Origin of the sequence: Stutzerimonas chloritidismutans (assembly GCF_051486945.1) — a bacterium.
In the GTDB taxonomy this organism is placed as follows: domain Bacteria; phylum Pseudomonadota; class Gammaproteobacteria; order Pseudomonadales; family Pseudomonadaceae; genus Stutzerimonas; species Stutzerimonas chloritidismutans_B.
Genome location: NZ_JAHVDX010000001.1, coordinates 88,355 through 112,462, shown reverse-complemented (window position 1 = coordinate 112,462; position 24,108 = coordinate 88,355). Strand labels below are relative to the sequence as shown.

The following is a 24,108-nucleotide window of genomic DNA, read 5'->3' as shown; positions in this document are numbered from 1 at the left end:
CGGTCCTTGTCGTAAAGAGGATTAAAGCTCGAGCGACAGGCTCAGGCTGAGGTTGCGCGGCTCGCCCGGCATGACCCACACATTGCTGTAGGAGCGCTCGTAGTAAGTGCGGTCGAAGGCGTTGTTGAGGTTCACGCCCAAAGTCAACTGCTTGGTGGCCTTGTAGCGGGCCAGCAGGTCGACCGTGGTGTAGGCCGGCAACTCGAAGCCGCTGTCCGCCACGTTTCCAGAGCGGTCTCCGACGTAATTGACTCCACCACCGAGTTCCAAGCCGCTCAGCGTGCCATCGAGGAACTCATACACCCCTAGCAGGCTGCCGCTGTGTTCAGGCACGTTGAGCAGGCGACTGCCGCGCTCCAGCGTATTGTCTTCGGTGACTTCCGCATCGACATAGGCATAGGCGCCGATCAGGCGGATCTCGTCAGTGACCTGCCCCGTCAGTTGCAGGTCGATACCGCGGCTGCGAACTTCCCCGGCAGCGACCTGATAGGCCGAATCGGTCGGGTCGGCGGTGAGCACGTTTTCCTTCGTAAGGTGGAAAGCGGCGACGGTCATGCCTAGCCGACCATCGAACAGGTCGAATTTGGCGCCGGCTTCGTAGCCAATTCCCTCCTCCGGGTCGAACGCTGTGCCGCTCCGGTCCGCCCCGCTGTTGGGCTTGAACGACTGCGATGCATTAGCGAACACCCCGACCGTCGGCGTGAGCTGATAGAGCGCGCCGATCCGCGGCGTGACCTTCTCATGCGTCTGCTCGGTGCGAACGCCGCTCACCTCGTTATCCAAGCGATGCTCGTAGTGGTCGTAACGAGCGCCGATGACGCCGTAAAGCTTCTCGGTGAAGCGCATCTGGTCCTGCAGGTTCAACGAGCGGGCATGCACCAGTTCGTGACGATTCGTACTGCGCGCCGGGTTGAATGCCGGGCGCGGCTGGCCATAGACCGGCTCGTAGATATCGATTTGCGATACCGGCGACGAACGCAGCAGGCGCTCGTTCTTGGCATAACGCTCGTACTCGGTGCCAATCAGGAGGTTGTGCTCGACGCCACCGGTATAGGCCAGGCCGCGCAGCTCGAGCTGGGTGATACTGTCCTGCCAGTCGAAGTCACGGTAGCGAAACTCGCGATTGAGCGTGCGTGCGTCGGAGGCCATGGAGCTCGCCTCGGTTGCGCCGCCGCTCAGGCGCCCTTGTTTGTAGTGGCTGGCCAGGCGAACGGTCCAGCTGGCGTTAAGGTCGTGTTCCAGCTCCGCCTGCAGCGTCTCGTTGTTGTTGTCGATGTCCCCGTCGCGCGGCTCGCCGAAAAAATCGGAACGCGAAACGCTTCCCAGGTGATCGTTCGGCGCTACCACGCCGCGGTCGAATACCTGGCTGTTGCGGATGACCTCAGCCTGGACGAGCAAGCGCGTCTCAGGGTTGAGCGCCCAGCTGAACGACGGCGCGAAGAATTGCCGCTCGCCGGAGCGGTAATCGCGGAAGCTGTTGCTGTCTTCCACCGCCAGATTCATGCGGTAGAGCATGGTGCCCTCGTCATCAAGCGGCGTGTTGACGTCCAGGCTGCTGCGATAGCGGTCCCAGCGCCCGGCGCTCAGGTCGATACGCGCGAACCGTTCATCCTGCGGTCGCTTGCTGACGATGTTGATCGTGCCACCCGGATCGCCACGGCCGTAGAGGCTGGATGCAGGCCCCTTGAGCACGTCGATGCGCTCGACGTTTGAGGCGTCCTGCGGGTTCATGTAGCCGCGGTTGACGCTAAAGCCATCCTTGTAGAACTCGGACGTCGTCAGTCCTCGGATGCTGTACTCATACATCGTCAGGCCGCCGAAGTCGTTCTGCCTGGCAACGCCGCCGGCGTAATCCAGTGCCTTTTCAATACGAGGGGTATCGAGATCCCCTAGAACCGTCGCCGGCACGACAGCGACCGCCTGTGGAATTTCCTCCAGCGGAGTGTCCGTCTTGGTCGCGCTGCCGGTGCGGCGAGTACGGTAGCCCTCCGGCTCGCTGGACGCCTCGTCAGCAGTGATGACCACCTCGTCCAGCACTGCTGCCCCGTCCTGCGCCCAAGTCGGCAGCGCCATCCATCCCGCCACTGCCGCGGCGCCCATCCACCCTGCTGATAGCTTGTTGCTCATAATGCGTCCAATACAAATGTTATACCGTAACATTTGAACGAAGCGGCCCTGGACTGTCAAGGCAGGTGAGGCAAGGTTCGGTCGGTAGGTTCGAAACAGCGTGCAGGTTACTCAGTTGTCGGATGTCCGGACCGAACGCGTCATGCTTATCATCGCCTCGAGCCCGACCGCTCTAGGGTCCCGTCCGTTATCCACAGAACCTGTGGATAAGACTGTGAGCAAAACTTGGATGACTGCCTCAAAGGCCCAGCCGACGCGGCCTTGCAACAGATCGGACATTTTTTATACGTTGCTTAATAGTTATTTAAAATCAGTAACTTACAAGATACCAAAGGTCTTCGACTCGCCTAGCTCATGGCAAGGCACGACGCTGCGCCGATTATGTGCATAACAATTCTTGTCAACCATTTTTTAAGAAAAAAAGGCAGCTATAGCGCTGGACAAATATCACTTTTTGCCCTGGTGGATGGCTCGTTGCCACTACCGCTTGTACGGAAGACGTTGGGGTTTACCCGTCGCAGCCCGTACAATGCGCGGCTCTATGCAGCAGACGTCCGATACACATGCCAGACAACCGGCATGGGTTCCGTTTCGCTATGTCCGCTGACTGGCAGCCCGAAGCACCCTTTCGATAGCCTGGCCCTCGGAACAGCCCACGCGTCATCACTTACCTCTGATACCCGCGAGTAACACTCTTGATTTCAACCGCTAATATCACCATGCAGTTTGGCCCCAAGCCGCTGTTCGAAAACGTTTCCGTCAAGTTCGGCAACGGCAATCGCTACGGCCTAATCGGCGCCAACGGCTGTGGCAAGTCGACCTTCATGAAGATTCTCGGCGGCGAACTGGAGCCGACCACGGGCCAGGTCATGCTTGAGCCGAACGTACGCCTGGGCAAGCTACGCCAGGATCAGTTCGCTTATGAAGAATTCAGCGTCATCGATACCGTGATCATGGGCCACGAGGCGCTTTGGAAGGTGAAAGCCGAGCGCGAGCGCATCTACTCCCTGCCCGAGATGAGCGAGGAAGACGGCATGGCCGTCGCGGAATTGGAGACCGAGTTCGCCGAGATGGACGGCTATACCGCCGAATCACGCGCCGGTGAGTTGTTGCTAGGCCTCGGCATTCCACTGGAGCAGCATTTCGGCCCGATGAGCGAAGTCGCACCCGGCTGGAAGCTACGCGTGTTGCTCGCCCAGGCGCTGTTCTCCGACCCTGAAGTGCTGCTGCTCGACGAGCCGACTAACCACCTGGATATCAACACTATTCGCTGGTTGGAAAGCGTTCTGGTTGCTCGCAACAGCACCATGATCATCATTTCCCACGACCGCCACTTTCTGAATAGCGTCTGTACCCATATGGCGGACCTGGATTACGGCGAGCTGCGCCTGTTCCCGGGCAACTACGATGAGTACATGACTGCCGCGACCCAGGCCCGTGAGCGCCTGCTGTCAGACAATGCCAAGAAAAAGGCGCAAATCGCCGAATTGCAGACGTTCGTCAGCCGCTTCTCGGCCAACGCCTCCAAGGCCAAGCAGGCCACCAGCCGGGCGAAGCAGATCGACAAGATCCAGCTGGAGGAAGTCAAGCCGTCCAGCCGCGTCAGCCCGTTCATTCGTTTCGAACAGACCAAGAAGCTGCATCGTCAAGCGGTGACGCTGGAAAATGTCAGCCAGGGCTATGACGGTGTCGAGCTGTTCAAGCGCCTCGGCCTGCAAATCGAGGCCGGAGAGCGCGTCGCCATCATCGGCCCCAACGGCATCGGCAAAACCACCCTGCTGCGCACCCTGGTCGGCGAAATGCCAGCCATGAGCGGTGAAGTGAAATGGACCGAAAGCGCCGAGGTCGGCTATTTCGCCCAGGACCATGCTGAAGACTTCGAAGCAGACATGACCCTGTTCGACTGGATGGCGCAGTGGACCAAGGGCGGCGAGCAACTGGTGCGTGGCACGCTGGGCCGCATGCTGTTTTCCAACGATGACATCGGCAAGTCGGTGAAGGTGATTTCGGGTGGCGAACAGGGCCGCATGCTGTTCGGCAAGCTGATCCTGCAGAAGCCCAACGTCCTGGTCATGGACGAACCCACCAACCACCTGGACATGGAATCGATCGAGGCGCTGAACCTGGCGCTGGAGAACTATCCGGGCACGCTGATCTTCGTCAGCCATGACCGTGAGTTCGTCAGCTCACTGGCCACGCGTATCATCGAGCTGTCGGAAAACGGCGTCACCGACTTCTCCGGCACCTATGACGATTACCTGCGCAGCCTGGGCCTGATCTGACGGCTTCGGCTCACCCTTGCAGTGCCTGGGTCACCAGGCGCTGCAAGTCATCGAAGAAAAACGGCTTCTGCAGGGTCGGGATCGCCGCATAACGCGGATCCATCCCGACCTTCCCATAACCGGTTGCGAAAATCAGCGGGACGCCACGCTCGATCAGCCGCTCGGCGATGGGGAAGCTGTTGATCCCGTCCAGATTCACATCGAGCAAGGCCAGGTCGAACTCATCCTGCTCAGCGGCTTGCATGGCCTCATCGAACTGTGCAACCAAACGGACCGAGCCGCAGCCGATGTCTTGCAGCATGTCCTCGATCAGCATGCCGACCAGCGCCTCGTCCTCGATGACCAGTACCCGCGCGCCTCTTACCGTCATGGCAATGGGACCTCCATGTCGCAGACGAGCCCATCCGCAAGAAACGCCAGCCGTACTTGAGCGTTCAATTCCCCTGCAAGGCCCCGCTCGAGCAGGCGCGAGCCGAAACCTTTGCGCTCTGGCGGCCGGACCGGCGGGCCGCCCTGCTCTTCCCAACGCAGCTTGAGCAGCGCGACGGGGTGCGCTGCGGCGACTTGCCATGCCAAGTGCACGACGCCGCGCTCGCTCGACAGCGCACCGTATTTGCCTGCATTGGTACACAGTTCATGCAGCGCCATGGCCAGCGCCAGCGCCGCCTTCGGACGCAGGCGCAGCGCAGGGCCGTGGACAACGAAGCGTTGCCGTCCCACAAGCTGAAACGGTGCGGTTGCCTGGGCGACAACGTCGCGCAGGTCCGCGCTCTCCCAATTTTCACGCGACAGCACATCATGCGCCTTCGACAGCGCGATCAGCCGCCCTTCGAACCAGCGGTAACTCTCGTTGCCGGCGTCGCGCCGAAAGCTCTGCGAAGCGATTGATTGCACGGTCGCGAGCGTGTTCTTGACCCGATGATTGAGTTCGTTGAGCAGCAATAGGCGGTGGTCCTCGGCAACCTTGCGCTCGGTGATGTCGACCATCATGTTGACGGCCCCGACCACCTCACCGGCGTGGTTGCGAAGCGAGGCGGGATAGCCCAGGAACGGGATGCGACTGCCATCGGGACGCTCGGCCAGCGCCTCGATTCCATGAAAGGAGCAGTCCTGCGCCAGCGCTACGGCCATCGGGCAGGTGCCCGGCTCGATGAGCGTGCCGTCCGGGCGATACAGCCGCCAGATCACGCTCCACTCGTCCACACCGATCTGTGGCACTCGCCCAGCCAGCTCCACGCACGCCTGGTTGTAGTAAGTCAGCACGCCCCTGGCGTCCGTGGTGTAGACAGCCGTGGGCAGCGCATCGAGCAGGTTGCGAAGGCGCAACTCGGCTTCCAGATGAGCGTTTTCCAGCCGTTTGCGTTCGGTAATGTCATGCGTGATCGCAAGCTGCACGAAGCGCCCTTTTGCACCGACATCCTCGCTGGGCATGAACATGGGTACGGCATGCGTCTCCATGTGCCGACGGTTGCCTTCAAGGCTGATGAGGTCGAATTCCCAGCTGAGCTTCTCGCCTTCGCACACTCGGCGATGGAGCTCGATCCATCGCTCGCGGTGTTCCGGAACGATCAGGTCGAAGACGCAGGCGCCCTCGACCGCACCTGCGAGCGAGGCCTCGACCATGCGCAAGCCTGCCGGGTTCATCTGCAGCAAGGTGCCGTCGCGGTCGACGATTTTCACGCATTCAGGCGTGTTGTCGACGATCGCCCGCAGCCATTCAACCTGACGCTGCTCGTCGCTGCCCGGCGGTTCGCTCGCGTGGAAACAGAGAATCGCACCCGTTATCTGCCCCGTATCGCTACGCACCGCGTCGATGTTGGCGCGCATGGTCGCGGCGGTGCCATCGGCTCGTTCGATTACCAGCGGTACGTCCACAGCGCTGTGTCCGCTGCAGATCGGGTCGGCCAACGGCGTGTCGGCGAAGGGGACGAGGTGTCCGCTGGCGTCCAGGATGCGCAGCCGGCCCTGGCTGGCCAGGCCGCCGCCACAGAGCCGGTCGGCCTGGCGGTTGTAGCGCTGCACGGCGCCGTCGGCGTCGAGCGTACAAACAGCCATGGGGAGGATGTCGAGCGTTGGGTCGTCGAACGGCGACGGACCTGCGAGGGGGTCGATAGCGGGACGTGTACCCGATAGGTCTGCAATCTGCATCGGAACCTTGTTCGCGAGTGTGTTCAGCCAGTGTCGGCGGCGTAAGCCGCTGGCCAGTCTACCCAACCGAGGGATGTGGCGCGCTCAAACGAGTCGTCAATCGTCGGACGGGAGACAGATCTCTGTGGATTTTTGCAGAAGCGGTATGCATCCAGCCGCATTGATATGGGTAATTTTCCACTCTAGGCTCAAGCCATCATCGACTTGCCTTCCAATAACAACAATCGCTAGGACTCGCCATGACCCAGTCAAGTGCCATCCCAACAGTCAAACTCCTGATCGGCGGTGAGCTGGTCGAATCCTCGACGCAAGAGTGGCGCGACATCGTCAACCCGGCCACTCAAGAGGTGCTGGCGCGCGTACCCTTCGCCACCGAAACGGAAATGAACGCCGCCGTCGCCAGTGCCAAGGAAGCCTTCAAAACGTGGCGCAAGACGCCTATCGGCGCGCGCTCGCGGATCTTCCTCAAGTACCAGCAGCTGATCCGCGAAAACATGAAGGAGCTCGCCGCCATCCTCACTGCCGAACAGGGCAAGACCCTGCCAGACGCAGAAGGCGATGTGTTTCGCGGTCTCGAAGTGGTGGAGCACGCCGCCGGCATCGGCAACCTGCAGCTTGGCGAGCTGGCCAATAACGTCGCCACCGGCGTCGACACCTATACCCTGCTGCAGCCGCTGGGCGTTTGCGCCGGCATCACCCCGTTCAACTTCCCGGCGATGATCCCGCTGTGGATGTTCCCGATGGCCATCGCCACCGGCAACACCTTCGTACTAAAGCCATCCGAGCAGGACCCCATGGTCACCATGCGTCTGGCCGAGCTGGCGCTGGAAGCGGGCGTGCCACCGGGCGTACTGAACGTCATCCATGGCGGCGCCGATGCGGTAAACCTGATCTGCGATCACCCGGACATAAAAGCCGTCTCCTTCGTCGGCTCGACCAAGGTCGGCACCCACGTCTACAACCGCGCCTCCCAGGCCGGTAAGCGTGTGCAGTGCATGATGGGGGCCAAGAATCACGGCATCATCCTGCCCGACGCTCACAAGGAGCAGACGCTCAACAACCTCGTTGGCGCTGCATTCGGTGCGGCCGGTCAGCGCTGCATGGCGCTGTCAGTGCTGATATTGGTGGGCGAAGCTCAGAGCTGGCTGCCAGATCTGGTCGCTAAAGCCAAAACACTGAAAGTGAACGCGGGCGCTGAAAGCGGGACCGACGTCGGCCCCGTGGTGTCCTGCGCGGCGCTTGATCGCATCAGCTCGCTGATCGAGCGCGGCGTGTCCGAAGGTGCAGAGCTGGTCCTCGACGGGCGCAATCCACAGGTGGCGGGCTTCGAGAAGGGCAATTTCGTCGGCCCGACCATCTTCTCCGGGGTCAAGCCGGACATGACCATTTACCGCGAGGAAATCTTCGGGCCGGTGCTCTGCGTGATGCAGGTCGACACGCTGGATGAAGCCATCGAACTGATCAATGCCAACCCCAACGGCAACGGCACCGCCCTCTTCACCCGTTCCGGCGCCGCCGCCCGGCATTTCCAGGAAGAGATCGACGTTGGCCAGGTCGGCATCAACGTACCGATCCCGGTACCGGTGCCCATGTTCTCCTTTACCGGCTCACGCGCTTCAAAGCTCGGCGACCTCGGCCCGTATGGCAAGCAGGTGGTGCAGTTCTACACTCAGACCAAGACGGTGACCCAGCGCTGGTTCGACGAAAGCGAAGTCGGCGGCCCGGTGAACACCACGATCAACCTCAAGTAATTGGATCGGCGCTGGCTTTTGCTTGGCGCCGTTTCAGCCGTCAATCAGAACAAGAAGGAAACGGCCATGCATATTGGATTTCTAGGGCTCGGCAACATGGGCGGGCCGATGGCGCGCAACCTGCTCAAAGCCGGCCATCAGGTCACTGTATTCGATCTCTCCGCGGCTGCGGTGTCGGGTCTGGTCGAAGCCGGTGCCAAGCAGACCACCTCGCCTGCGGCAGTCGCAAGCGCTGGCGTCGAGGCCATCATCACCATGCTGCCCGCTGCTGCGCACGTGAAGCAGGTGTACCTCGGCGAGGACGGGCTTCTCGCCAATGTCCCCTCCGGCGTGCTGCTGATCGATTCGTCCACCATCGACCCGATGTCCGCGCGGGAAGTCGCGGCCGCGGCCGCAGAGAACGGCAATCCGATGCTCGACGCACCGGTGTCCGGTGGCACGGTCGGCGCTGCCGCCGGCACCCTGACCTTCATGGTCGGCGGCAGTGAGGCGGATTTTCAAAAAGCCCAACCGATCCTCGCCGCCATGGGCAAAAACATCGTCCATTGCGGCGATACCGGCAACGGTCAGGTGGCCAAGGTCGCCAACAACATGCTGCTTGGCATCTCGATGATTGGCGTTGCAGAGGCCATGTCCCTCGGCGTCGCGCTGGGGATGGATGCCAAGGTGTTGGCCGGCATCATCAATTCGTCGAGCGGCCGTTGCTGGGCCTCGGAGATCAACAATCCCTTCCCAGGCGTGCTGGAAAATGGCCCTGCATCGCGGGGCTACAGTGGCGGCTTCGGCACCGATCTGATGCTCAAGGACCTCGGCCTTGCCAGCGAGGCAGCCAAACAGGTGCGCCAGCCAGTTATCCTCGGTGGTCTCGCGCAGCAGCTCTACCAAGCCTTCAGCATGCAGGGCCATGGCGGGCTGGACTTCTCCGCGATCATCAAACTCTACCGCCAAGAGGACGAGACATGACCCAGGCAGAAGCACCGGTACTGATTGAATTCCGTAACCGCGTCGGCTATCTCACCCTCAACCGCCCGGCCGGCCTGAATGCCGTCACCCTGGACATGGTGCGCGTGCTGCACCGCCAGTTGAAGGATTGGGCAGACGACCAAGATGTGGTCGCCGTGGTGTTGCGCGGCGCTGGCGAGAAAGCCTTCTGTGCAGGCGGCGACATCCGTTCGCTGTATGACAGCTACCAGAACGGCGACAACCTGCACCGTGATTTCTTCGAAGAGGAATACGCGCTTGACCAGTACATCCACGCCTACACCAAGCCACTTCTGGCGTTGATGAATGGCTTCGTGCTGGGTGGCGGTATGGGGCTGGTTCAGGGCGCGTCGCTGCGGGTTATTTCCGAGCGCACCCGGATGGGGATGCCAGAGGTCGGCATTGGCTACTTTCCCGATGTGGGCGGCAGCTATTTCCTGTCGCGTCTGCCTAACCACCTCGGCTTCTACATGGGCCTGACCGGCCACCATGTGGGCTCTGCCGATTCGCTATTTGCGGGCCTGGCCGACTATTGCCTGCCGCATGAGCAGTTCGCCGAACTGGAGCGCCGTCTCGACGAGCAGGACTGGTCCATGCCGCCGCTGCAGGCACTGACCAACCTGCTGGTATCCATGGGCAGCCCTGAGCTGCCCGATGCGCCGTTCAAGACGCTCGCGCCCGCCATCGACGAACACTTCTCACATGACAACGTCGCCGCCATTCGCCAATCCCTCGCCAGCGAAACCCGCGCCGAGTACCGAGACTGGGCTGCCGAGACATTGAAAACCATGGACAGCCGCTCGCCGCTATCGATGAGTGTGACCCTGGAAATGCTCCGCCGTGGTCGGAACGCGTCGCTGGCCGAATGCTTCGCCATGGAACTGCACCTGGACCGCCAGTGGTTCGACGAAGGCGACATCATCGAGGGCGTGCGTGCGCTCATCGTCGACAAGGACAAGAATCCCCGCTGGAACCCGCCTACGCTGGATGAAGTGGCGCCCGCGCGCGTGGCGGCTTTCTTCGACGGCGTCTGATAGGAACTGCTATGCAAGACATCGAACTGAGCGAAGAACAACGGATGATCCGCGAAATGGCGCGCGACTTCGCCCGCGCCGAAATCGCGCCCAAGGCGGAAGCCTGGGAGCAGGCAGCCTGGATCGGTGACGACACCGTGACCCAACTGGGCGAGCTCGGTCTGCTGGGCATGATCGTGCCCGAGCAATGGGGCGGCACCTACATTGACTACGTCGCCTACGCCCTGGCCGTCGAGGAAATTTCCGCAGGCGATGGCGCCATCGGCGCGCTGATGAGCATTCACAGCTCGGTCGGCTGCGGTCCGATCCTCAAATACGGCACGCCGGAGCAGCAGGATGAGTGGCTGCCGGATCTGGCGGCTGGCCGTGCCATCGGCTGCTTCGCCCTGACCGAACCCCAGGCCGGCTCCGAGGCGCACAACCTGCGCACCCGCGCCGTGCTGGAAAACGGGGAATGGGTGATCAACGGCGCCAAGCAATTCGTCAGCAACGGCAAGCGCGCCAAGATCGCGATCGTCTTCGCCGTCACCGATCCGGAGCTGGGCAAAAAGGGACTTTCAGCGTTCCTGGTGCCCACCGACAACCCCGGTTTCGTCGTCGACCGGATGGAAAAGAAGATGGGCATCAAAGCCTCGGATACTTGCGGCGTCACCCTGCGTGATTGCCGCATTCCTGAGGCCAACCTGCTCGGCCCGCGCGGCAAAGGACTGGCTATCGCCCTGTCGAATCTCGAAGGCGGGCGTATCGGAATCGGCGCGCAGGCGTTGGGCATCGCCCGCGCCGCGTTCGAGGCGGCACTGGGTTACGCCCGCGAGCGAATCCAGTTCGACAAGCCGATCATCGAGCACCAGAGCGTGGCCAACATGCTTGCGGACATGCACACCCGTATCAACGCGGCGCGTCTGCTGATCCTGCATGCCGCGCGCCTGCGCAGCGCCAATCTGCCGTGCCTGTCCGAGGCTTCCCAGGCCAAGCTGTTCGCGTCCGAAGTTGCCGAGTACGTCTGCTCAAAAGCGATGCAGATCCATGGCGGCTACGGCTATCTCGAGGATTACCCGGTCGAGCGCTACTACCGTGACGCGCGGATCACGCAGATCTACGAAGGCACCAGCGAGATTCAGCGGCTGTTGATTGCGCGTGAGTTGAATAATTACGGACTCTGATCGCAGTCCAAGTGGGCGTTACCGAAAAGGATCGCCAGCAAGCTGGCTCTTACGGAATGCACGATCCCTGCTTTGTAGGAGCCAGCTTGCTGGCGATCAAGCGCTAACCCAAACAGTAGAGAAGGACCACCTCGAAGCAGTATTCCGAACGGCCGATGGCGGCGGCGCGAGCCGCCATCCAACAACAATAAAAAGGATACGAAGATGCTCAAAGGTACGATGCAGCAGACCCCGCTGATGATCAGCGGCATCCTCACCCACGCCGCCCTCGCCCATGGCGACCGTGAAATCGTGTCGCGGCTGGTGGACGAACCCCTTTGGCGCTACGACTACGCGGGACTGGCCAAACGTGCCGGCCAAGCCGCCTCGATGCTGCGCAGCCTGGGCGTCAAATCCGGCGACTTGGTCTCGTCCATGGCCTGGAATACCCATCGTCACTTCGAACTCTTCTTTGCCGTACCGGGCATCGGCGCCGTGCTGCACACCGCCAATCCGCGGCTGTCGGACGACCAGATCATCTACACCCTGAACCACGCCGGCAGCGGCGTACTGCTGTTCGATCGCAGCTTCCTGGCTGTCGTCGAGCGGGTTCGGCCCCGGCTGGAGCACATCCGCACTTACATCATGCTGTCGGATGCCGAACGCACCGAGCCGGGCGAAGTGGGCGCATTGAGCTACGAAACCCTTATCGAGCGAGCAGATCCGCTCACCGACTGGCCGCAGTTCGACGAGCACGCCGGCGCCATGCTCTGTTACACCTCCGGTACCACCGGCAATCCGAAGGGTGTGGTCTACAGCCACCGTTCCGTCGTGTTGCACGCCATGGCCGCGGGCCTCACCGGCGCCTTCGGCTTTTCGGCATTCGATTGCATCATGCCCTGCTCCTCGCTCTACCACGCGGCCGCCTGGGGCGTGCCGTTTACCGCCGCGATCAATGGCTGCAAGTTCGTCCTGGCGTGCGACAAGATGGATGGCGCCAGCCTGCAGGAGCTGATCCAAAACGAAGGCGTCACCTTCTCCGGCGGCGTGCCGACGATCTGGACGATGTACCTCAACCATCTGGAGCGCACCGGCGAGGATACCGGCCAGCTCAAGTGCCTGGTGATCGCGGGCTCAGCCGTGCCCAGGGCACTGGCCGAGAAGTTCGAGACGAAATACGGCGTCAGCGTCCGCCAGCTCTGGGGCATGACCGAAACCAGCCCGCTCGGCGTCGTCGCCACCCCGACGCCCAAGCTGGCTGCCCTGGGCGAAGCCGCTACCAACGAGGCCATCTGGACGCGCCAGGGCCGCCTGCAATTTGGCATCGAGCTGAAGATCGTCGACGAAGCGGGCAATGAGCTGCCGCACGACGGCGTCAGTTCCGGCGCGCTTCTAGTACGCGGCCCGTGGACGGTCGAGCGCTACTTCCGCAGCGACGCCAGCGCGCTGGACAAGGATGGTTGGTTCGACACCGGGGATATCGCGACCCTCGACCCGAACGGCTACATGCGTATCACCGACCGCAGCAAGGACGTGATCAAGTCCGGCGGTGAGTGGATCAGCTCGATCGACATCGAAAACATCGCCGTCGGCTGCCCAGGCGTGCGCATCGCCGCGGTGGTTGGCGTGGCCCACGCCAAATGGGAAGAGCGCCCGATTCTCATCATCGAAGCGCACGATGATGCCGAGGTCTGCGCCGAAACGGTCCTCACGTTCCTGGAATCGCAGATCGTCAAATGGTGGATGCCCGATGCCGTGATCTTCGACAGCGTTCCGCTAACCGCCACCGGCAAGATCGACAAGAAGACCCTGCGCGACCGCTACCGCGACCACCTGATCGAGCAGGAGGAAAGCGCGGCGGATGCGGCGGGCATGTGACTGGGGCCAGACCGAGCGCCCCCCGTTGAGCACCAAGCTGTTTGCGCTTTGACCCGGTTCCCTTAAGGCACTGCAACACTTGCCGCATCGTGCGGCGGCTCTAGCACGACGCGGCTGGGAGCAAGTGCAGAACGGCGAGGCGTTCTGCTGCGACCGCTGACGCTTTCTGTGAACGTTCATGCCGTATCTCGCAGCGGCTTCAGCACGGCGCGGCGCCGGGACCGATCGTTAGGATGGCTAGGTGGTGATTTCTTATTACGCTTCGGTCCACCGGCGCGAGGAGCGAGCATGCGCACGGCAATCGGCAGCGCATAGTTCGACGTTTGGCTTCCGCCACGGCACCGCAGCGTGATCTTCCAGTCATGACTCGCTGACTAGCCCGGTCGGATCGCAGCCAAATGAGCCTAACCGCTCAACATAAACACAAATAAGGAGCGCCCCATGCCGACCGCCACCGCTACACCCCGCCAGGGCCCGCTGCTCGGACTGCGCGTGTTGGAATTCGCCAGCATCGGCCCCGGCCCGCATTGCGCAATGCTGCTGGCCGATCTCGGCGCCGAAGTGATCCGCATCGAGCGCGAGGGTGGCAATGGTTGGCCCAATCCGGTCGCGGATCGTGGTCGCAAGCGCATGACGCTGAATATCCGCACCGCTGCCGGACGCGAGCGCTGCCTAGCCCTGGCGGAGGGTGCCGACGTACTGATCGAAGGCATGCGACCCGGCGTGATGGAACGCCTCGGCCTCGGGCCGGAACAGGTCCATGCGCGCAATCCGCGGCTGGTCTACGGCCGGATGACCGGCTGGGGCCAGACCGGACCCTTGGCCCAGAGTGCCGGGCACGACATCAACTACATCGCGCTGACCGGCGCCCTCGCCGCCATTGGAGGTCGTGAAGGCCCGGCGATTCCGCCGCTCAACCTGGTGGGCGATTTCGGCGGCGGCTCGTTGTATCTGGCGTTCGGCATCATGGCCGCACTGTGGGAGCGTGAGCGCTCAGGTTTGGGCCAGGTGGTCGATGCCGCCATCGTCGACGGCGTGTCGTCGATGATGACCTTCTTCGCCGGGCTGCTGCCCAGCGGTACCATTTCGCTGGAGCGCGACCGCAACCTGCTCTCCGGCGCCGCGCCGCATTACCGCTGCTACACCTGTGCCGACGGACGCGACATCGCCATCGGGCCACTGGAGCCACAGTTTCTTGCCGAGCTGATGCAGCGAATCGGCGCCTCAGAGAGCCTGCTAGAAAGCTGCGCCAATCCTGACCATTGGCAGGCACAAAGCGAACAGCTCGCCACCCTCTTCGCCAGCCGAACCCAGGCCCAGTGGTGCGAACTGCTCGAAGGCACCGATGCCTGCTTTGCCCCGGTCCTCACCTTGGAAGAAGCCGCTGCGCATCCGCACATGCAGCAACGTGGCGTATACCACGCAATCGACGGCGCTCTCCACGCCGCCCCCGCGCCGCGATTCTCCCGCACCCCCGGCAATATTCGCCCGTCGTTCAACGCCGACGGTTGGGACTAAAGCTGCCCAAAGGCGCCGGCGTCGGCGATCTGAAACCGCCACCCGGGTCGCAGCCAGAGGCAGCTCCTACATAAAGCACCGCGCACTCGCCTGTAGGAGCAGGTTCTACCTGCGACCTGGCGCGCGCACGCCGCCCAGTCGCAGCCTAAGGCTGCTACTACAAAAGCACCGCAGCCGCCTGTAGGAGCAGGTTCTACCAGCGACCCGCGCACCCGCACGCCACCCCAGTCGCAGCCAGAGGCAGCTCCTACAAAAGCCCACCGAAGCCCCTGTAGGAGCAGGTTCTACCTGCGACCCCCGCGCACCCGTGCATCACCCCGGTCGCAGCCAGAGGCAGCTCCTACAAAAGCCCACCGAAGCCCCTGTAGGAGCAGGTTCTACCTGCGACCCCCGCGCACCCGTGCATCACCCCGGTCGCAGCCAGAGGCGGCTCCTACAAAAGCACACCGCAGCCCGCCTGTAGGAGCAGGTTCTACCTGCGACCCGCGCACCCGCACGCCACCCCGATCGCCACACGCCGCTGCTATTGAAGCGCATCGAGCACGCCTGGGTTGGCTACTTCGCACGCCTCTCCCCGAAAGAACGCCGCCACGTTGGCGAAGGCGTCGCCGAAGTAAAGTTCGTAACCCTGCCGCTCCACATATCCGAGATGCGGCGTGCACAGCACCCTGGGATGGCGCAGCAAGGGATGTTCCGGGCCGGTAACGGGCTCGTCTTCGAACACGTCCAGCGCCGCGTAGCCGGGCCGTCCGGCGTCCAGCGCGGCGAGCAAGGCGCCGGGCGCAATAAGGTCTGCGCGGCTGATATTGACCAGCAACGCAGAGGGCTTCATCCGTGCGAGATCCGCAGCAGTGACGATGTGCCGGGTCGCCTCGACCAGTCGCAGGTTCAGGCTCAGCACATCCACCTCGGCAAAGAATGCTTCGCGGCTTGCTGCTGCGCGATGGCCGTCACGCTCCGCTGCTTGTCGCGACCCCTCGCTACCCCAGACCAACACTGGCATTTCGAACGCCTGTGCATAACGGGCCAGGCGCTGGCCGATCTTGCCGTAGCCCCAAATGCCCAGCGTCTGACCATACAACCGGTCACCTAGATTCACCTGCCACTGCCCGGCGTACAGCGCCTGCATGGCGGGGTACAGCTGCCGCCGCGCCATCATGATCAGCGCCCAGGCCAGCTCCGCCGGCGCGATGGGGGAGCCACGCCCCTCCATCACCGCCACGCCGTGGCGTGTGCAGGCATCAAGGTCAAGGTGAGCCGCGACCTTGCCTGTCTGGCTGATGAGTTTGAGATTGGGTAAGCGAGCCAACAACGCTTCGTCGATGACTGTACGTTCGCGAGTCAGGACCAACGCGTCGGCGTCAGCGAACCGTTCCGCGAGCACCTCGGGGTCTTCCGCCGCATCGTGATAGATCGTCACCCGATGCCCGTCGAGCTGCCTGAAGCATTCCAGCGAACGGACGACGTCCTGGTAATCATTGGGGATGACGATGTGCATTTGCTCTCTCCGGCGCGCAGCCCTGACTTGTGATCGGGCAATTGTAGGCGCGCGCCGGTGGGGCGCAGGACCGATCTACTCGCCCAAATTACGCGCGATCACCAACCGCTGGATGTCGCTGGTGCCTTCGTAGATCTGGCAGACCCGCACATCGCGATAGATGCGTTCCACTGGGAAGTCCTGCAGATAGCCGTAGCCACCCAGCGTCTGGATCGCCGCCGAGCAGACCTTCTCGGCCATCTCGGAGGCGAACAGCTTGGCCATGGAGGCCTCGACCAGTGCCGGCTGGCCGGCTTCACGCAAGGCAGCGGCATGCAGCACCATCTGCCGGGCGACGGCGATCTGCGTGGCCATGTCGGCCAAGCGGAAAGCGACAGCCTGATGTTCGGTGAGGGCCTTGCCGAACGCCTCACGCTCACGAGCATAGTCGCGGGCGGCTTCGAACGCTGCGCGGGCCATGCCGACCGCTTGAGCGGCAATGCCGATACGGCCGCCCTCCAGATTGGCCAGGGCGATGCGGTAGCCCTCGCCCTCCTCGCCCAGGCGCTGGGATTCATGCACGCGCATGTCCTCGAACGCCAGTTGGCAGGTATCCGAGGCGTGCTGTCCGAGCTTGTCCTCGACGCGCACCACCTGATAACCGGGCGTGTCGGTCGGCACGATAAAGGCGCTGATACCGCGCTTGCCGGCGTCCGGGTCGGTCACAGCGAAGACGATTACCGTACCGGCGCGCTGGCCCGAGGTGATGAACTGCTTGGCGCCGTTGAGCACATAGCTGTCACCGTCACGCCGCGCACGGGTGCGCAGGCTGCTGGCGTCGGAGCCGGCATGGGGTTCGGTCAGGGCGAAGGCGCCGATTTGCGCACCGCTGGCCAGCGGCGTCAGGTAGCGCTGTTTCTGCTCCTCATTGCCAAAGCGCAGGATCGGCACGCAGCCGACCGAGTTGTGCACGCTCATGATGGTCGAGCAGGCGCCGTCCCCGGCCGCGATCTCTTCCAGCGCCAGCGCATAGGCGATATAGCCGGTGTCGCTGCCGCCCCACTGTTCGGGACAGAGCATCCCGAAAAAACCGAGTTCGGCCATCTCGCTGATCGCCTCGGCCGGATAACGATGTTCACGGTCCCAATCGGCAGCGAAGGGTTTGAGGCGTTCCTGAGCGAACTGCCGGGCCATGTCGCGAATGCTGGTTTGATCTTCGTTGAGCAGCATGACGAGTCCTCAGTCGAGCAGTTCGACGGCCATGGCAGTCGCTTCGCCACCACCGATGCAGATGGCCGCGATGCCCTTGCGCAGACCGCGGTCACGCAGCGCAGCGATCAAGGTGACCAGAATCCGGGCGCCGGACGCACCGATTGGATGGCCCAAGGCGCAGGCGCCGCCATTGACGTTGACCTTGGCGTGGTCGAGCCCCAGCTCGCGCATGGTGACCATGCTCACCACCGCAAACGCCTCGTTGATCTCGAACAGATCGACTTCGTCGAGGCGCCAGCCAGTGCGCTCGAGCAGCTTGTGGATGGCGCCAATGGGCGCGGTAGGAAACAGGTTAGGCGCGTCGGCGAACACCGCATGGCCATGAATCACGGCCTGGGGTTTCACCCCGAGTTGCTCGGCGTGGGACCGCCGCGTCAACAGCAGTGCTGCAGCACCGTCGGAAATCGAACTGGAGTTGGCCGCCGTTACGGTGCCGCCTTCACGGAATGCGGGCTTCAGCGACGGAATCTTCTCCGGCATCGCCTTAGGCGGCTGCTCGTCGTCGCGTACGGTGCGCTGTTCGCGGCCCTGGGTGACCTCCAGCGGGACGATTTCGCTGGCGAAGCGGCCACTGGAAATGGCATCACGCGCACGCTGCAGCGAGGTCAACGCATAAGCGTCCTGTTCCTCGCGGGTGAAGCCATGATTCTGTGCGCAATCCTCAGCAAAGGTGCCCATCAGGCGGCCCTTGTCATAGGCGTCTTCAAGGCCGTCGAGGAACATATGGTCGAGCACCTTGCCGTGGCCCATGCGATAGCCGCCGCGCGCCTTTTCCAGCAAGTAGGGGGCGTTGGACATGCTCTCCATGCCGCCGGCGACGACCAAATCGACACTGCCGGCGCGCAGCGCATCGTGGGCAAGGATGGCCGCCTGCATGCCCGAGCCGCACATCTTGTTCAGCGTGGTGGACGCGGTCGCCTTGCCCAGCCCCGCGCCGAGTGCCGCCTGACGGGCCGGCGCCTGGCCGAGACCGGCCGGCAGTACGCAACCCATCAGCACTTCCTGCACCTGCTCAGCGGCAACACCGCTGCGCTCCACCGCCGCGCGAATCGCTGCGGCACCCAGCTCCGGCGCGCTGAGGCTCTTCAGATCACCCTGGAAACCGCCCATGGGGGTGCGGGCCGAGCCTAGAATCACGATTGGATCGTTGTTCATCATCTGTCTCCCGATTATTTGGCGGCCATGCGCAGCGCGCCGTCGAGGCGGATCACTTCGCCGTTGAGCATGTCGTTCTCGGCGATATGGCGGACCAGCGCCGCGTACTCACTGGCGCGGCCCAGACGTGGCGGGAACGGCACACCCGATGCGAGCGAGTCGCTCACTTCCTGAGGCATGCCAGCCATCATCGGCGTCTCGAACACACCGGGCGCGATGGTCATGACGCGGATGCCGTGACGTGCCAGTTCACGTGCCGCCGGTAGCGTCATGGCCACGACGCCGCCCTTGGACGCTGCATAGGCCGCCTGGCCGATCTGCCCGTCGTAAGCGGCGATAGAAGCCGTATTGATGATCACGCCGCGATTGCCCTGGGCATCCGGCTCGCCACGCGCGATGGCTTCGGCCGCCAGGCGCAGCATGTTGAAGCTGCCAATCAGGTTGAGGTTGATGACTTTGCTGAAGCTCGCCAGCCCGTGCGGGCCCTGGCGGCCGAGGATCTTTTCGCCGCTGGCGACGCCGGCGCAGTTGACCAGCCCGTGCAGGCCGCCGAAATGCTCGACCGCTGCGTTGACTGCCGCTTGTGCCGCCGCTTCGTCGCATACGTTGGTGACCACGGCGTGAGCGTTAGCACCCAGCGCCTCGCAGCGTTCGCTCAGCAGCTCGGCATTGATATCGGCGAGCACCACCTTCGCACCCGCGACGACCAAGGTTTCGGCAGCGGCCGCGCCCAGACCGGATGCGCCGCCGGTGATCAGGAAAATCTTGTCTTGAATGTTCACTGCACGACCTCACGAAGATGTTCGGGACGCTGCACAACCGGCGCCCGTTCGATTGAGTTCATCTTCATTAGAGCGATAGCCACCGGCAATGGTCGTTGCACGCAATAGCAGTGACTGTTTTGGCCAACGTAGCCCCCACTTGGTCTCGGTCATGGACACCGGTCGCAGGCAGAGCCTGCTCCTACAAAAGCGCTGCGTTTCATGCCTGACCGCTGTAGGAGTGGGCTCTGCCCGCGACCCGTGGATTCGGCCTCCACAGAGTGTCGGTTATCGGGCACCGGTCGCAGGCAGAGCCTGCTCCTACAAAAGCATGTGCGGTTATGCATGACCGCTGTAGGAGTGGGCTCTGCCCGCGACCACAAGGCTCGGCCTCCACAGGGTGTCGGTTATTGGACACCGGTCGCAGGCAGAGCCGGCTCCTGCAAAAGCGGAAGCGACTCTTGGCTAAACGACGGGCTTGCTCGATGAATGCTGCACGTTAGCTTGGCAACTGATGCGCTTCGTCGCCGCGAAGAATCAGCCCGCGATACTGCCCAGGGTTGGTCCCGGTCCATTTGCGAAAGGCTTTGTAGAACGAGCTGACGTCGGCGAAGCCCAACCGCTCGGCGATTTCGGCGAAGGTGATGGAGGCGTCCGACAGCCACAAAGTGGCCATTTCCTGGCGGATCTGATCTTTAATCGCCTGGTAAGGCTGCCCGGCATCGGCCAGCCGGCGGCGCAGGGTCGAGGCGGACACACAGAGGCTTTTCGAGAGCCGTTCGCTGGTTGGCCACTGCTCCGCCGGCAGTTCACGCAGCTGCGCCTTGATACGGCTGGCCAGGCTGGTGGGGTCGCGATACTTGACCAGAATGTTTGCCGGCGCCTGGGCGAGAAAGCCGTGCAGCTCCTGCTCGCTGCGGCGGACCGGCAGGTCGAGCACCTCGGCCGCGAAGATGATCCGCGTGCGCGGCCGGCCGAAGCGCAAATTGCGCGAGAACATTACCCGGTAGTCATCGACGTAGGTGGGCTCTTGGCAGCGCAGCTCGACGGCCAGCAACGGAATACGGCGCCCGACCAGCCAGCAGGCCAGCCCATGCACCAGCATCCAGAACGTGAAATAACCAAAGGCCCTCAGCGGCTCGCCGGTTTCTTGAAGGGTGACCTCCGCCAAACTCTCACTACGCACGAGCCGGCCGCGAAAGCCTTCGAGCGAGAGTCCGAAGAAGCCCAGCACTACATCCAGCGCGCGTTCCAGGCTGGGTTGCGCCATGGCGGCGCGGCAGGCGAAGGCAAAGCTGCCGACGCGCAGGCGCCGCGCGTCCATGCCGAAGAATTCATCATCGAAGTGCCGTGCGAGCCGACGCCAGAGGCGGCTGTAGTCGGCTACGTCGATGCGTATGTCCGGGTCGTCCAGCGCGATCGGCTCCAGCCCCAGTTGCTGAATGATCAGCTCCGCAGGCAGGCCCGTGGAGACGAACGCGCGTAGCGCCTCCTCGACCAGCCGGACCGATATGCTTCCCTTGCTGTCTCGGCTCATGCGCGTCCCATCATCACGTCGTGGCTCTTGGCGGCTACGTCGCGCAGGAAGTCCCAACACACCCGCATGCGCGCCAAATCCTTGTTTTCGACCGGCATCAGCATCCAGAAGGTACGGGTGAACTCGATCTCCTCGACCAGCACTTCCCTGAGTCGCGGCTCCTGGCGCGCCGAGAACGCCGGCAGAATCGCCAGCCCCGCACCGGCCGCAACCGCCTCCTGCTGGGCCATGATGCTGGTGCTGCGCAGCGAATGCTGACGCGGGCGAACGATCTCGTCCAGGAAGTACAGCTCCTTGCTGTAGAGCAGGTCCTCGATATAGCTGACGAATACGTGACCGCTCAGATCCTCGCGGCTGCGAATAGGCGGGTGCGCCGCCAGGTAGGCCTCCGATGCGTAGAGACGCAGGACATAATCGGTGAGTTTGGTGATGACGTAGGGGCCGCGCTCAGGACGTTCCAGCGTGATGACGATGTCAGCCTCGTGCCGCGCCAGGCGCACCGAGCGCGGCACGGCGAGCAGGTCCACGCCCAGGTGCGGATAATCCTGCGTCAGGCTGGCCAGTTGGCCGGCGAGCATGAGCGTGCCGTAGCCTTCCGTGGCGCCGATGCGAACCTGGCCGGATAGCTTGTCTCCCGTCAGGCTGGGCTGCTCGATGCTGGCGATGGCGCTCTCCATGGCTTCGGCCTGAGCGAGCAGCTCACGCCCGGCCTCGGCCAGGCGATAGCCCGCCTTGGCGCGGATGAACAATTGCCGATCCAGCGATTTCTCCAGAGCCTGCACCCGCCGCGCGACGGTGGTGTGATCGACACCCAGGCGCCGCGCTGCAATGGTCAACTTGCCCGCGCGGGACAGTTCGAGGAAATAACGCAGGTTGTCCCAATCCACTACCGACTCCATCGTTCATCAAGCGGGCAGCTTGGCTCGCTGTGCAAAAAAACAGAATACCTCTGCATTTCGCGGCATGGGTTTACTATTTTTTCGCTGCTAGGCTCGTCAATCACTGCATCACCTCACGCCATTCCACCAATCATTCGAAGAAGAAGGAACCGACATGAGCCAGAAGATCCAGCTCGACATGCGTGGCCATACTGCCCTGCTGACCATCGCCAATCCGCCCGCCAATACCTGGGATCGCGAATCGCTCGCCGACCTGGAACGGATGATCGGGGAGCTCAACGAAAACCCTGAAGTCTATGCACTGGTCATCACCGGCCAAGGCGAGAAGTTCTTCTCCGCCGGCGCTGATCTCAAGCAGTTCGCCGACGGCGACAAGGCGGCCGCGAGTGAAGTTGCCGCCCTATTCGGTCGTGCCTTCGATGCGCTGACGCGCTTTCGCGGTGTGTCCATCGCCGCCATCAATGGCTATGCCATGGGCGGTGGGCTGGAATGCGCGTTGGCCTGCGATATCCGCATCGCCGAGGAACAGGCGCAGATGGCACTGCCCGAAGCCAGCGTCGGCCTGCTGCCTTGCGCCGGCGGCACGCAGAACCTGCCGTGGCTCGTGGGCGAAGGTTGGGCCAAGCGCATGATTCTTTGCGGCGAACGCATTGACGCGCAACGCGCGGAAAAGATCGGGCTGGTCGAGGAAGTTGTCCCGCGCGGCGAGTCTCTTGCAGCGGCATTGAAGCTCGCCGAAGGTGCAAGCAAACAAAGCCCGTCGTCTGTTAGTCGTTGCAAGCGCCTGGTGATGAACGCGCGCCATGATGACCATTCCACCGGGTGGGCGGCTGAGCGCGAACTCTTTGCGGAGCTCTTCGACACCCAGGATCAAAAAGAAGGCGTTAACGCCTTTCTGGAAAAGCGCAGCCCGAACTGGAAAAACGCCTGAGCAACGAGGGCCCTGCGTGACCGCAGGGCTAACTCGCCGCCAGACAGATTCGGCCCGGGTCGGGGCTCCCACAATCAGTCCGCCGGCCCACGATATTGAAGCTCCCGCGCTCCTCAGCCCGATAGCTTTGCCTAGGGACCACTCTCCTGCTGCTTAGCGGGAGAGTCTGGATACCCTCCCACCGTCCCCTACTTGAAATTGCGTTTGATGAGTCGTTCGATCCAACCCACGATCCCCGAGCGGAACAGCAACACGCAAAGCACGAAGATCACGCCGAGAATCACATGCACCCACTCCCCTAGCGGCCCGTTGGACAGTGAGCTCTGCAGCGTGACCACCACCGTTGCCCCCACCACCGGCCCCAGAATGGTGCCGACGCCCCCTAGCAAGGTCATCAGAATGACTTCGCCCGACATGTGCCAATGCGCATCGGTGAGCGACGCCAGCTGGAACACCACCGTCTTTGTCGAACCGGCCAGGCCTGTCAGCGCAGCGGAGATCACGAAGGCCAGTAGCTTGTGTGCATCGACGTTGTAGCCCAGCGAAATCGCTCTCGGCTCGTTCTCGCGGATCGCCTTGAGCACTTGTCCGTAGGGCGAATGGATTGTTCGTTGGATGATCACGAAACCCAACACGAAGACGGCGAGCACGAAGTAATACAGCGCCATGTTGTTCTGCATATCGAACAGCCCGAACAGATGCCCTCGCGGCACGCCCTGCATACCGTTTTCACCGCCGGTGAACGGCGCCTGGACGAAGACGAAGAACACCATTTGTGCCAGCGCCAAGGTAATCATCGCGAAGTAGATGCCGTGGCGACGGATAGCCAGTACGCCGAAGATCACTCCCAGCACCGTCGAGGCCAGCGTCCCGGCGATGATGCCCAACTCTGTACTCAGCCCGCTGTAGGTACTCAGCATGTAACCGGTGATGTAGCCGCCGCAGGCAAAGAACGCTGCATGCCCAAACGACAGCAGCCCGGCATAGCCCAGCAGCAAATTGAAGGCGCAGGCGAACAGCGCGAAGCACAGCAGCTTCATCAGGAAAAAGGGGGTAGACCATAAACGGTGCCACCAGCGCCACACCCAGCAGTGCCAGGTAGAACAGATGCTGGCGCCGTCGCGCGGCGCGGCGGCGCTCACGCTCGGCATTGGCCCGCACCTGGGGGGAAGATTCAGGCAAGACCGAGCCCTGAACGCTCTGTGGGGTCGACAT

General features: G+C 63.0%; 17 protein-coding genes and 1 pseudogene. 8 read left to right on the top strand and 10 right to left on the bottom strand.

The window, feature by feature from the left end:
• Positions 1 to 21: 21 nt before the first annotated feature.
• Positions 22 to 2,073: a TonB-dependent siderophore receptor gene (locus tag KXR72_RS00485; protein ID WP_437420340.1), complete on the bottom strand. Its 2,052-nt coding sequence runs from the start codon at positions 2,071 to 2,073 to the stop codon at positions 22 to 24.
• A 749-nt stretch (positions 2,074 to 2,822) separates the two neighbouring features.
• Here KXR72_RS00485 and KXR72_RS00480 point away from each other — a divergent pair.
• Positions 2,823 to 4,409: an ABC-F family ATPase gene (locus tag KXR72_RS00480; protein WP_437419181.1), complete on the top strand. Its 1,587-nt coding sequence runs from the start codon at positions 2,823 to 2,825 to the stop codon at positions 4,407 to 4,409.
• 10 nt (positions 4,410 to 4,419) lie between these two features.
• Here the strand turns inward: KXR72_RS00480 and KXR72_RS00475 are convergent, their stop codons facing one another.
• A complete protein-coding gene (locus KXR72_RS00475; RefSeq protein WP_437419180.1) occupies positions 4,420 to 4,779 on the bottom strand; it encodes a response regulator in 360 nt (119 codons plus the stop codon).
• Complete coding sequence (locus tag KXR72_RS00470; protein WP_437419179.1) at positions 4,776 to 6,557, bottom strand: sensor histidine kinase; 1,782 nt, start codon at positions 6,555 to 6,557, stop codon at positions 4,776 to 4,778. The genes KXR72_RS00475 and KXR72_RS00470 overlap by 4 nt, the downstream gene beginning before the upstream one ends.
• A gap of 239 nt (positions 6,558 to 6,796) precedes the next feature.
• Between KXR72_RS00470 and KXR72_RS00465 the strand changes: the two genes are divergently transcribed.
• The 6 genes from KXR72_RS00465 (at position 6,797) to KXR72_RS00440 (ending at position 14,861) form a co-directional block, all read left to right on the top strand.
• The gene (locus KXR72_RS00465) at positions 6,797 to 8,308 is read left to right on the top strand and encodes a CoA-acylating methylmalonate-semialdehyde dehydrogenase (protein WP_437419178.1); all 1,512 of its coding nucleotides are present in this window, start codon (positions 6,797 to 6,799) and stop codon (positions 8,306 to 8,308) included.
• Positions 8,309 to 8,374: 66 nt separating this feature from the next.
• On the top strand, positions 8,375 to 9,271 hold the full coding sequence (gene mmsB / locus KXR72_RS00460) for a 3-hydroxyisobutyrate dehydrogenase (protein ID WP_437419177.1): 897 nt from the start codon (positions 8,375 to 8,377) through the stop codon (positions 9,269 to 9,271).
• Positions 9,268 to 10,323, top strand: a complete 1,056-nt coding sequence (locus KXR72_RS00455) for an enoyl-CoA hydratase/isomerase family protein (protein ID WP_437419176.1) — start codon at positions 9,268 to 9,270, stop codon at positions 10,321 to 10,323. The genes mmsB and KXR72_RS00455 overlap by 4 nt, the downstream gene beginning before the upstream one ends.
• 11 nt (positions 10,324 to 10,334) lie before the next feature.
• Complete coding sequence (locus KXR72_RS00450) at positions 10,335 to 11,486, top strand: acyl-CoA dehydrogenase family protein (protein ID WP_437419175.1); 1,152 nt, start codon at positions 10,335 to 10,337, stop codon at positions 11,484 to 11,486.
• Positions 11,487 to 11,690: 204 nt separating this feature from the next.
• Positions 11,691 to 13,343, top strand: a complete 1,653-nt coding sequence (locus KXR72_RS00445; protein ID WP_437419174.1) for a long-chain fatty acid--CoA ligase — start codon at positions 11,691 to 11,693, stop codon at positions 13,341 to 13,343.
• Positions 13,344 to 13,784: 441 nt separating this feature from the next.
• Entirely contained in the window at positions 13,785 to 14,861 is a 1,077-nt protein-coding gene (locus KXR72_RS00440; protein ID WP_437419173.1) for a CaiB/BaiF CoA transferase family protein, read from the top strand.
• 523 nt (positions 14,862 to 15,384) lie between these two features.
• Here the strand turns inward: KXR72_RS00440 and KXR72_RS00435 are convergent.
• From KXR72_RS00435 to KXR72_RS00410, 6 genes are all read right to left on the bottom strand, one after another.
• Positions 15,385 to 16,359, bottom strand: coding sequence for a D-2-hydroxyacid dehydrogenase family protein (locus KXR72_RS00435; protein ID WP_437419172.1), 975 nt, complete (start codon positions 16,357 to 16,359; stop codon positions 15,385 to 15,387).
• 75 nt (positions 16,360 to 16,434) lie between these two features.
• Positions 16,435 to 17,568, bottom strand: a complete 1,134-nt coding sequence (locus KXR72_RS00430; RefSeq protein ID WP_437419171.1) for an acyl-CoA dehydrogenase — start codon at positions 17,566 to 17,568, stop codon at positions 16,435 to 16,437.
• A 9-nt stretch (positions 17,569 to 17,577) separates the two neighbouring features.
• On the bottom strand, positions 17,578 to 18,765 hold the full coding sequence (locus KXR72_RS00425; protein ID WP_437419170.1) for an acetyl-CoA C-acyltransferase: 1,188 nt from the start codon (positions 18,763 to 18,765) through the stop codon (positions 17,578 to 17,580).
• 14 nt (positions 18,766 to 18,779) lie between these two features.
• A complete protein-coding gene (locus KXR72_RS00420; RefSeq protein WP_437419169.1) occupies positions 18,780 to 19,547 on the bottom strand; it encodes an SDR family NAD(P)-dependent oxidoreductase in 768 nt (255 codons plus the stop codon).
• 478 nt (positions 19,548 to 20,025) lie between these two features.
• Entirely contained in the window at positions 20,026 to 21,063 is a 1,038-nt protein-coding gene (locus KXR72_RS00415; protein ID WP_437419168.1) for an AraC family transcriptional regulator, read from the bottom strand.
• Positions 21,060 to 21,950, bottom strand: coding sequence for a LysR family transcriptional regulator (locus KXR72_RS00410; protein WP_437419167.1), 891 nt, complete (start codon positions 21,948 to 21,950; stop codon positions 21,060 to 21,062). Before KXR72_RS00410 ends, KXR72_RS00415 begins: the two co-directional genes overlap by 4 nt.
• Before the next feature lie 166 nt (positions 21,951 to 22,116).
• Here KXR72_RS00410 and KXR72_RS00405 point away from each other — a divergent pair, with 166 nt between their 5' ends.
• Positions 22,117 to 22,893: an enoyl-CoA hydratase gene (locus tag KXR72_RS00405; RefSeq protein ID WP_437419166.1), complete on the top strand. Its 777-nt coding sequence runs from the start codon at positions 22,117 to 22,119 to the stop codon at positions 22,891 to 22,893.
• Between the two features lie 188 nt (positions 22,894 to 23,081).
• On the opposite strand, the pseudogene KXR72_RS00400 reads toward KXR72_RS00405, so the two are convergent.
• Positions 23,082 to 24,108: pseudogene (locus KXR72_RS00400) on the bottom strand (branched-chain amino acid ABC transporter permease).

Coding starts and splice junctions, on each gene's coding strand:
- KXR72_RS00485 (WP_437420340.1), bottom strand. CDS start 2,073: ATGGCGCTGCCGACTTGGGCGCAGGACGGGGCAGCAGTGCTGGACGAG.
- KXR72_RS00475 (WP_437419180.1), bottom strand. CDS start 4,779: ATGACGGTAAGAGGCGCGCGGGTACTGGTCATCGAGGACGAGGCGCTG.
- KXR72_RS00470 (WP_437419179.1), bottom strand. CDS start 6,557: ATGCAGATTGCAGACCTATCGGGTACACGTCCCGCTATCGACCCCCTC.
- KXR72_RS00465 (WP_437419178.1), top strand. CDS start 6,797: ATGACCCAGTCAAGTGCCATCCCAACAGTCAAACTCCTGATCGGCGGT.
- mmsB (WP_437419177.1), top strand. CDS start 8,375: ATGCATATTGGATTTCTAGGGCTCGGCAACATGGGCGGGCCGATGGCG.
- KXR72_RS00455 (WP_437419176.1), top strand. CDS start 9,268: ATGACCCAGGCAGAAGCACCGGTACTGATTGAATTCCGTAACCGCGTC.
- KXR72_RS00450 (WP_437419175.1), top strand. CDS start 10,335: ATGCAAGACATCGAACTGAGCGAAGAACAACGGATGATCCGCGAAATG.
- KXR72_RS00445 (WP_437419174.1), top strand. CDS start 11,691: ATGCTCAAAGGTACGATGCAGCAGACCCCGCTGATGATCAGCGGCATC.
- KXR72_RS00440 (WP_437419173.1), top strand. CDS start 13,785: ATGCCGACCGCCACCGCTACACCCCGCCAGGGCCCGCTGCTCGGACTG.
- KXR72_RS00435 (WP_437419172.1), bottom strand. CDS start 16,359: ATGCACATCGTCATCCCCAATGATTACCAGGACGTCGTCCGTTCGCTG.
- KXR72_RS00430 (WP_437419171.1), bottom strand. CDS start 17,568: ATGCTGCTCAACGAAGATCAAACCAGCATTCGCGACATGGCCCGGCAG.
- KXR72_RS00425 (WP_437419170.1), bottom strand. CDS start 18,765: ATGAACAACGATCCAATCGTGATTCTAGGCTCGGCCCGCACCCCCATG.
- KXR72_RS00415 (WP_437419168.1), bottom strand. CDS start 21,063: ATGAGCCGAGACAGCAAGGGAAGCATATCGGTCCGGCTGGTCGAGGAG.
- KXR72_RS00405 (WP_437419166.1), top strand. CDS start 22,117: ATGAGCCAGAAGATCCAGCTCGACATGCGTGGCCATACTGCCCTGCTG.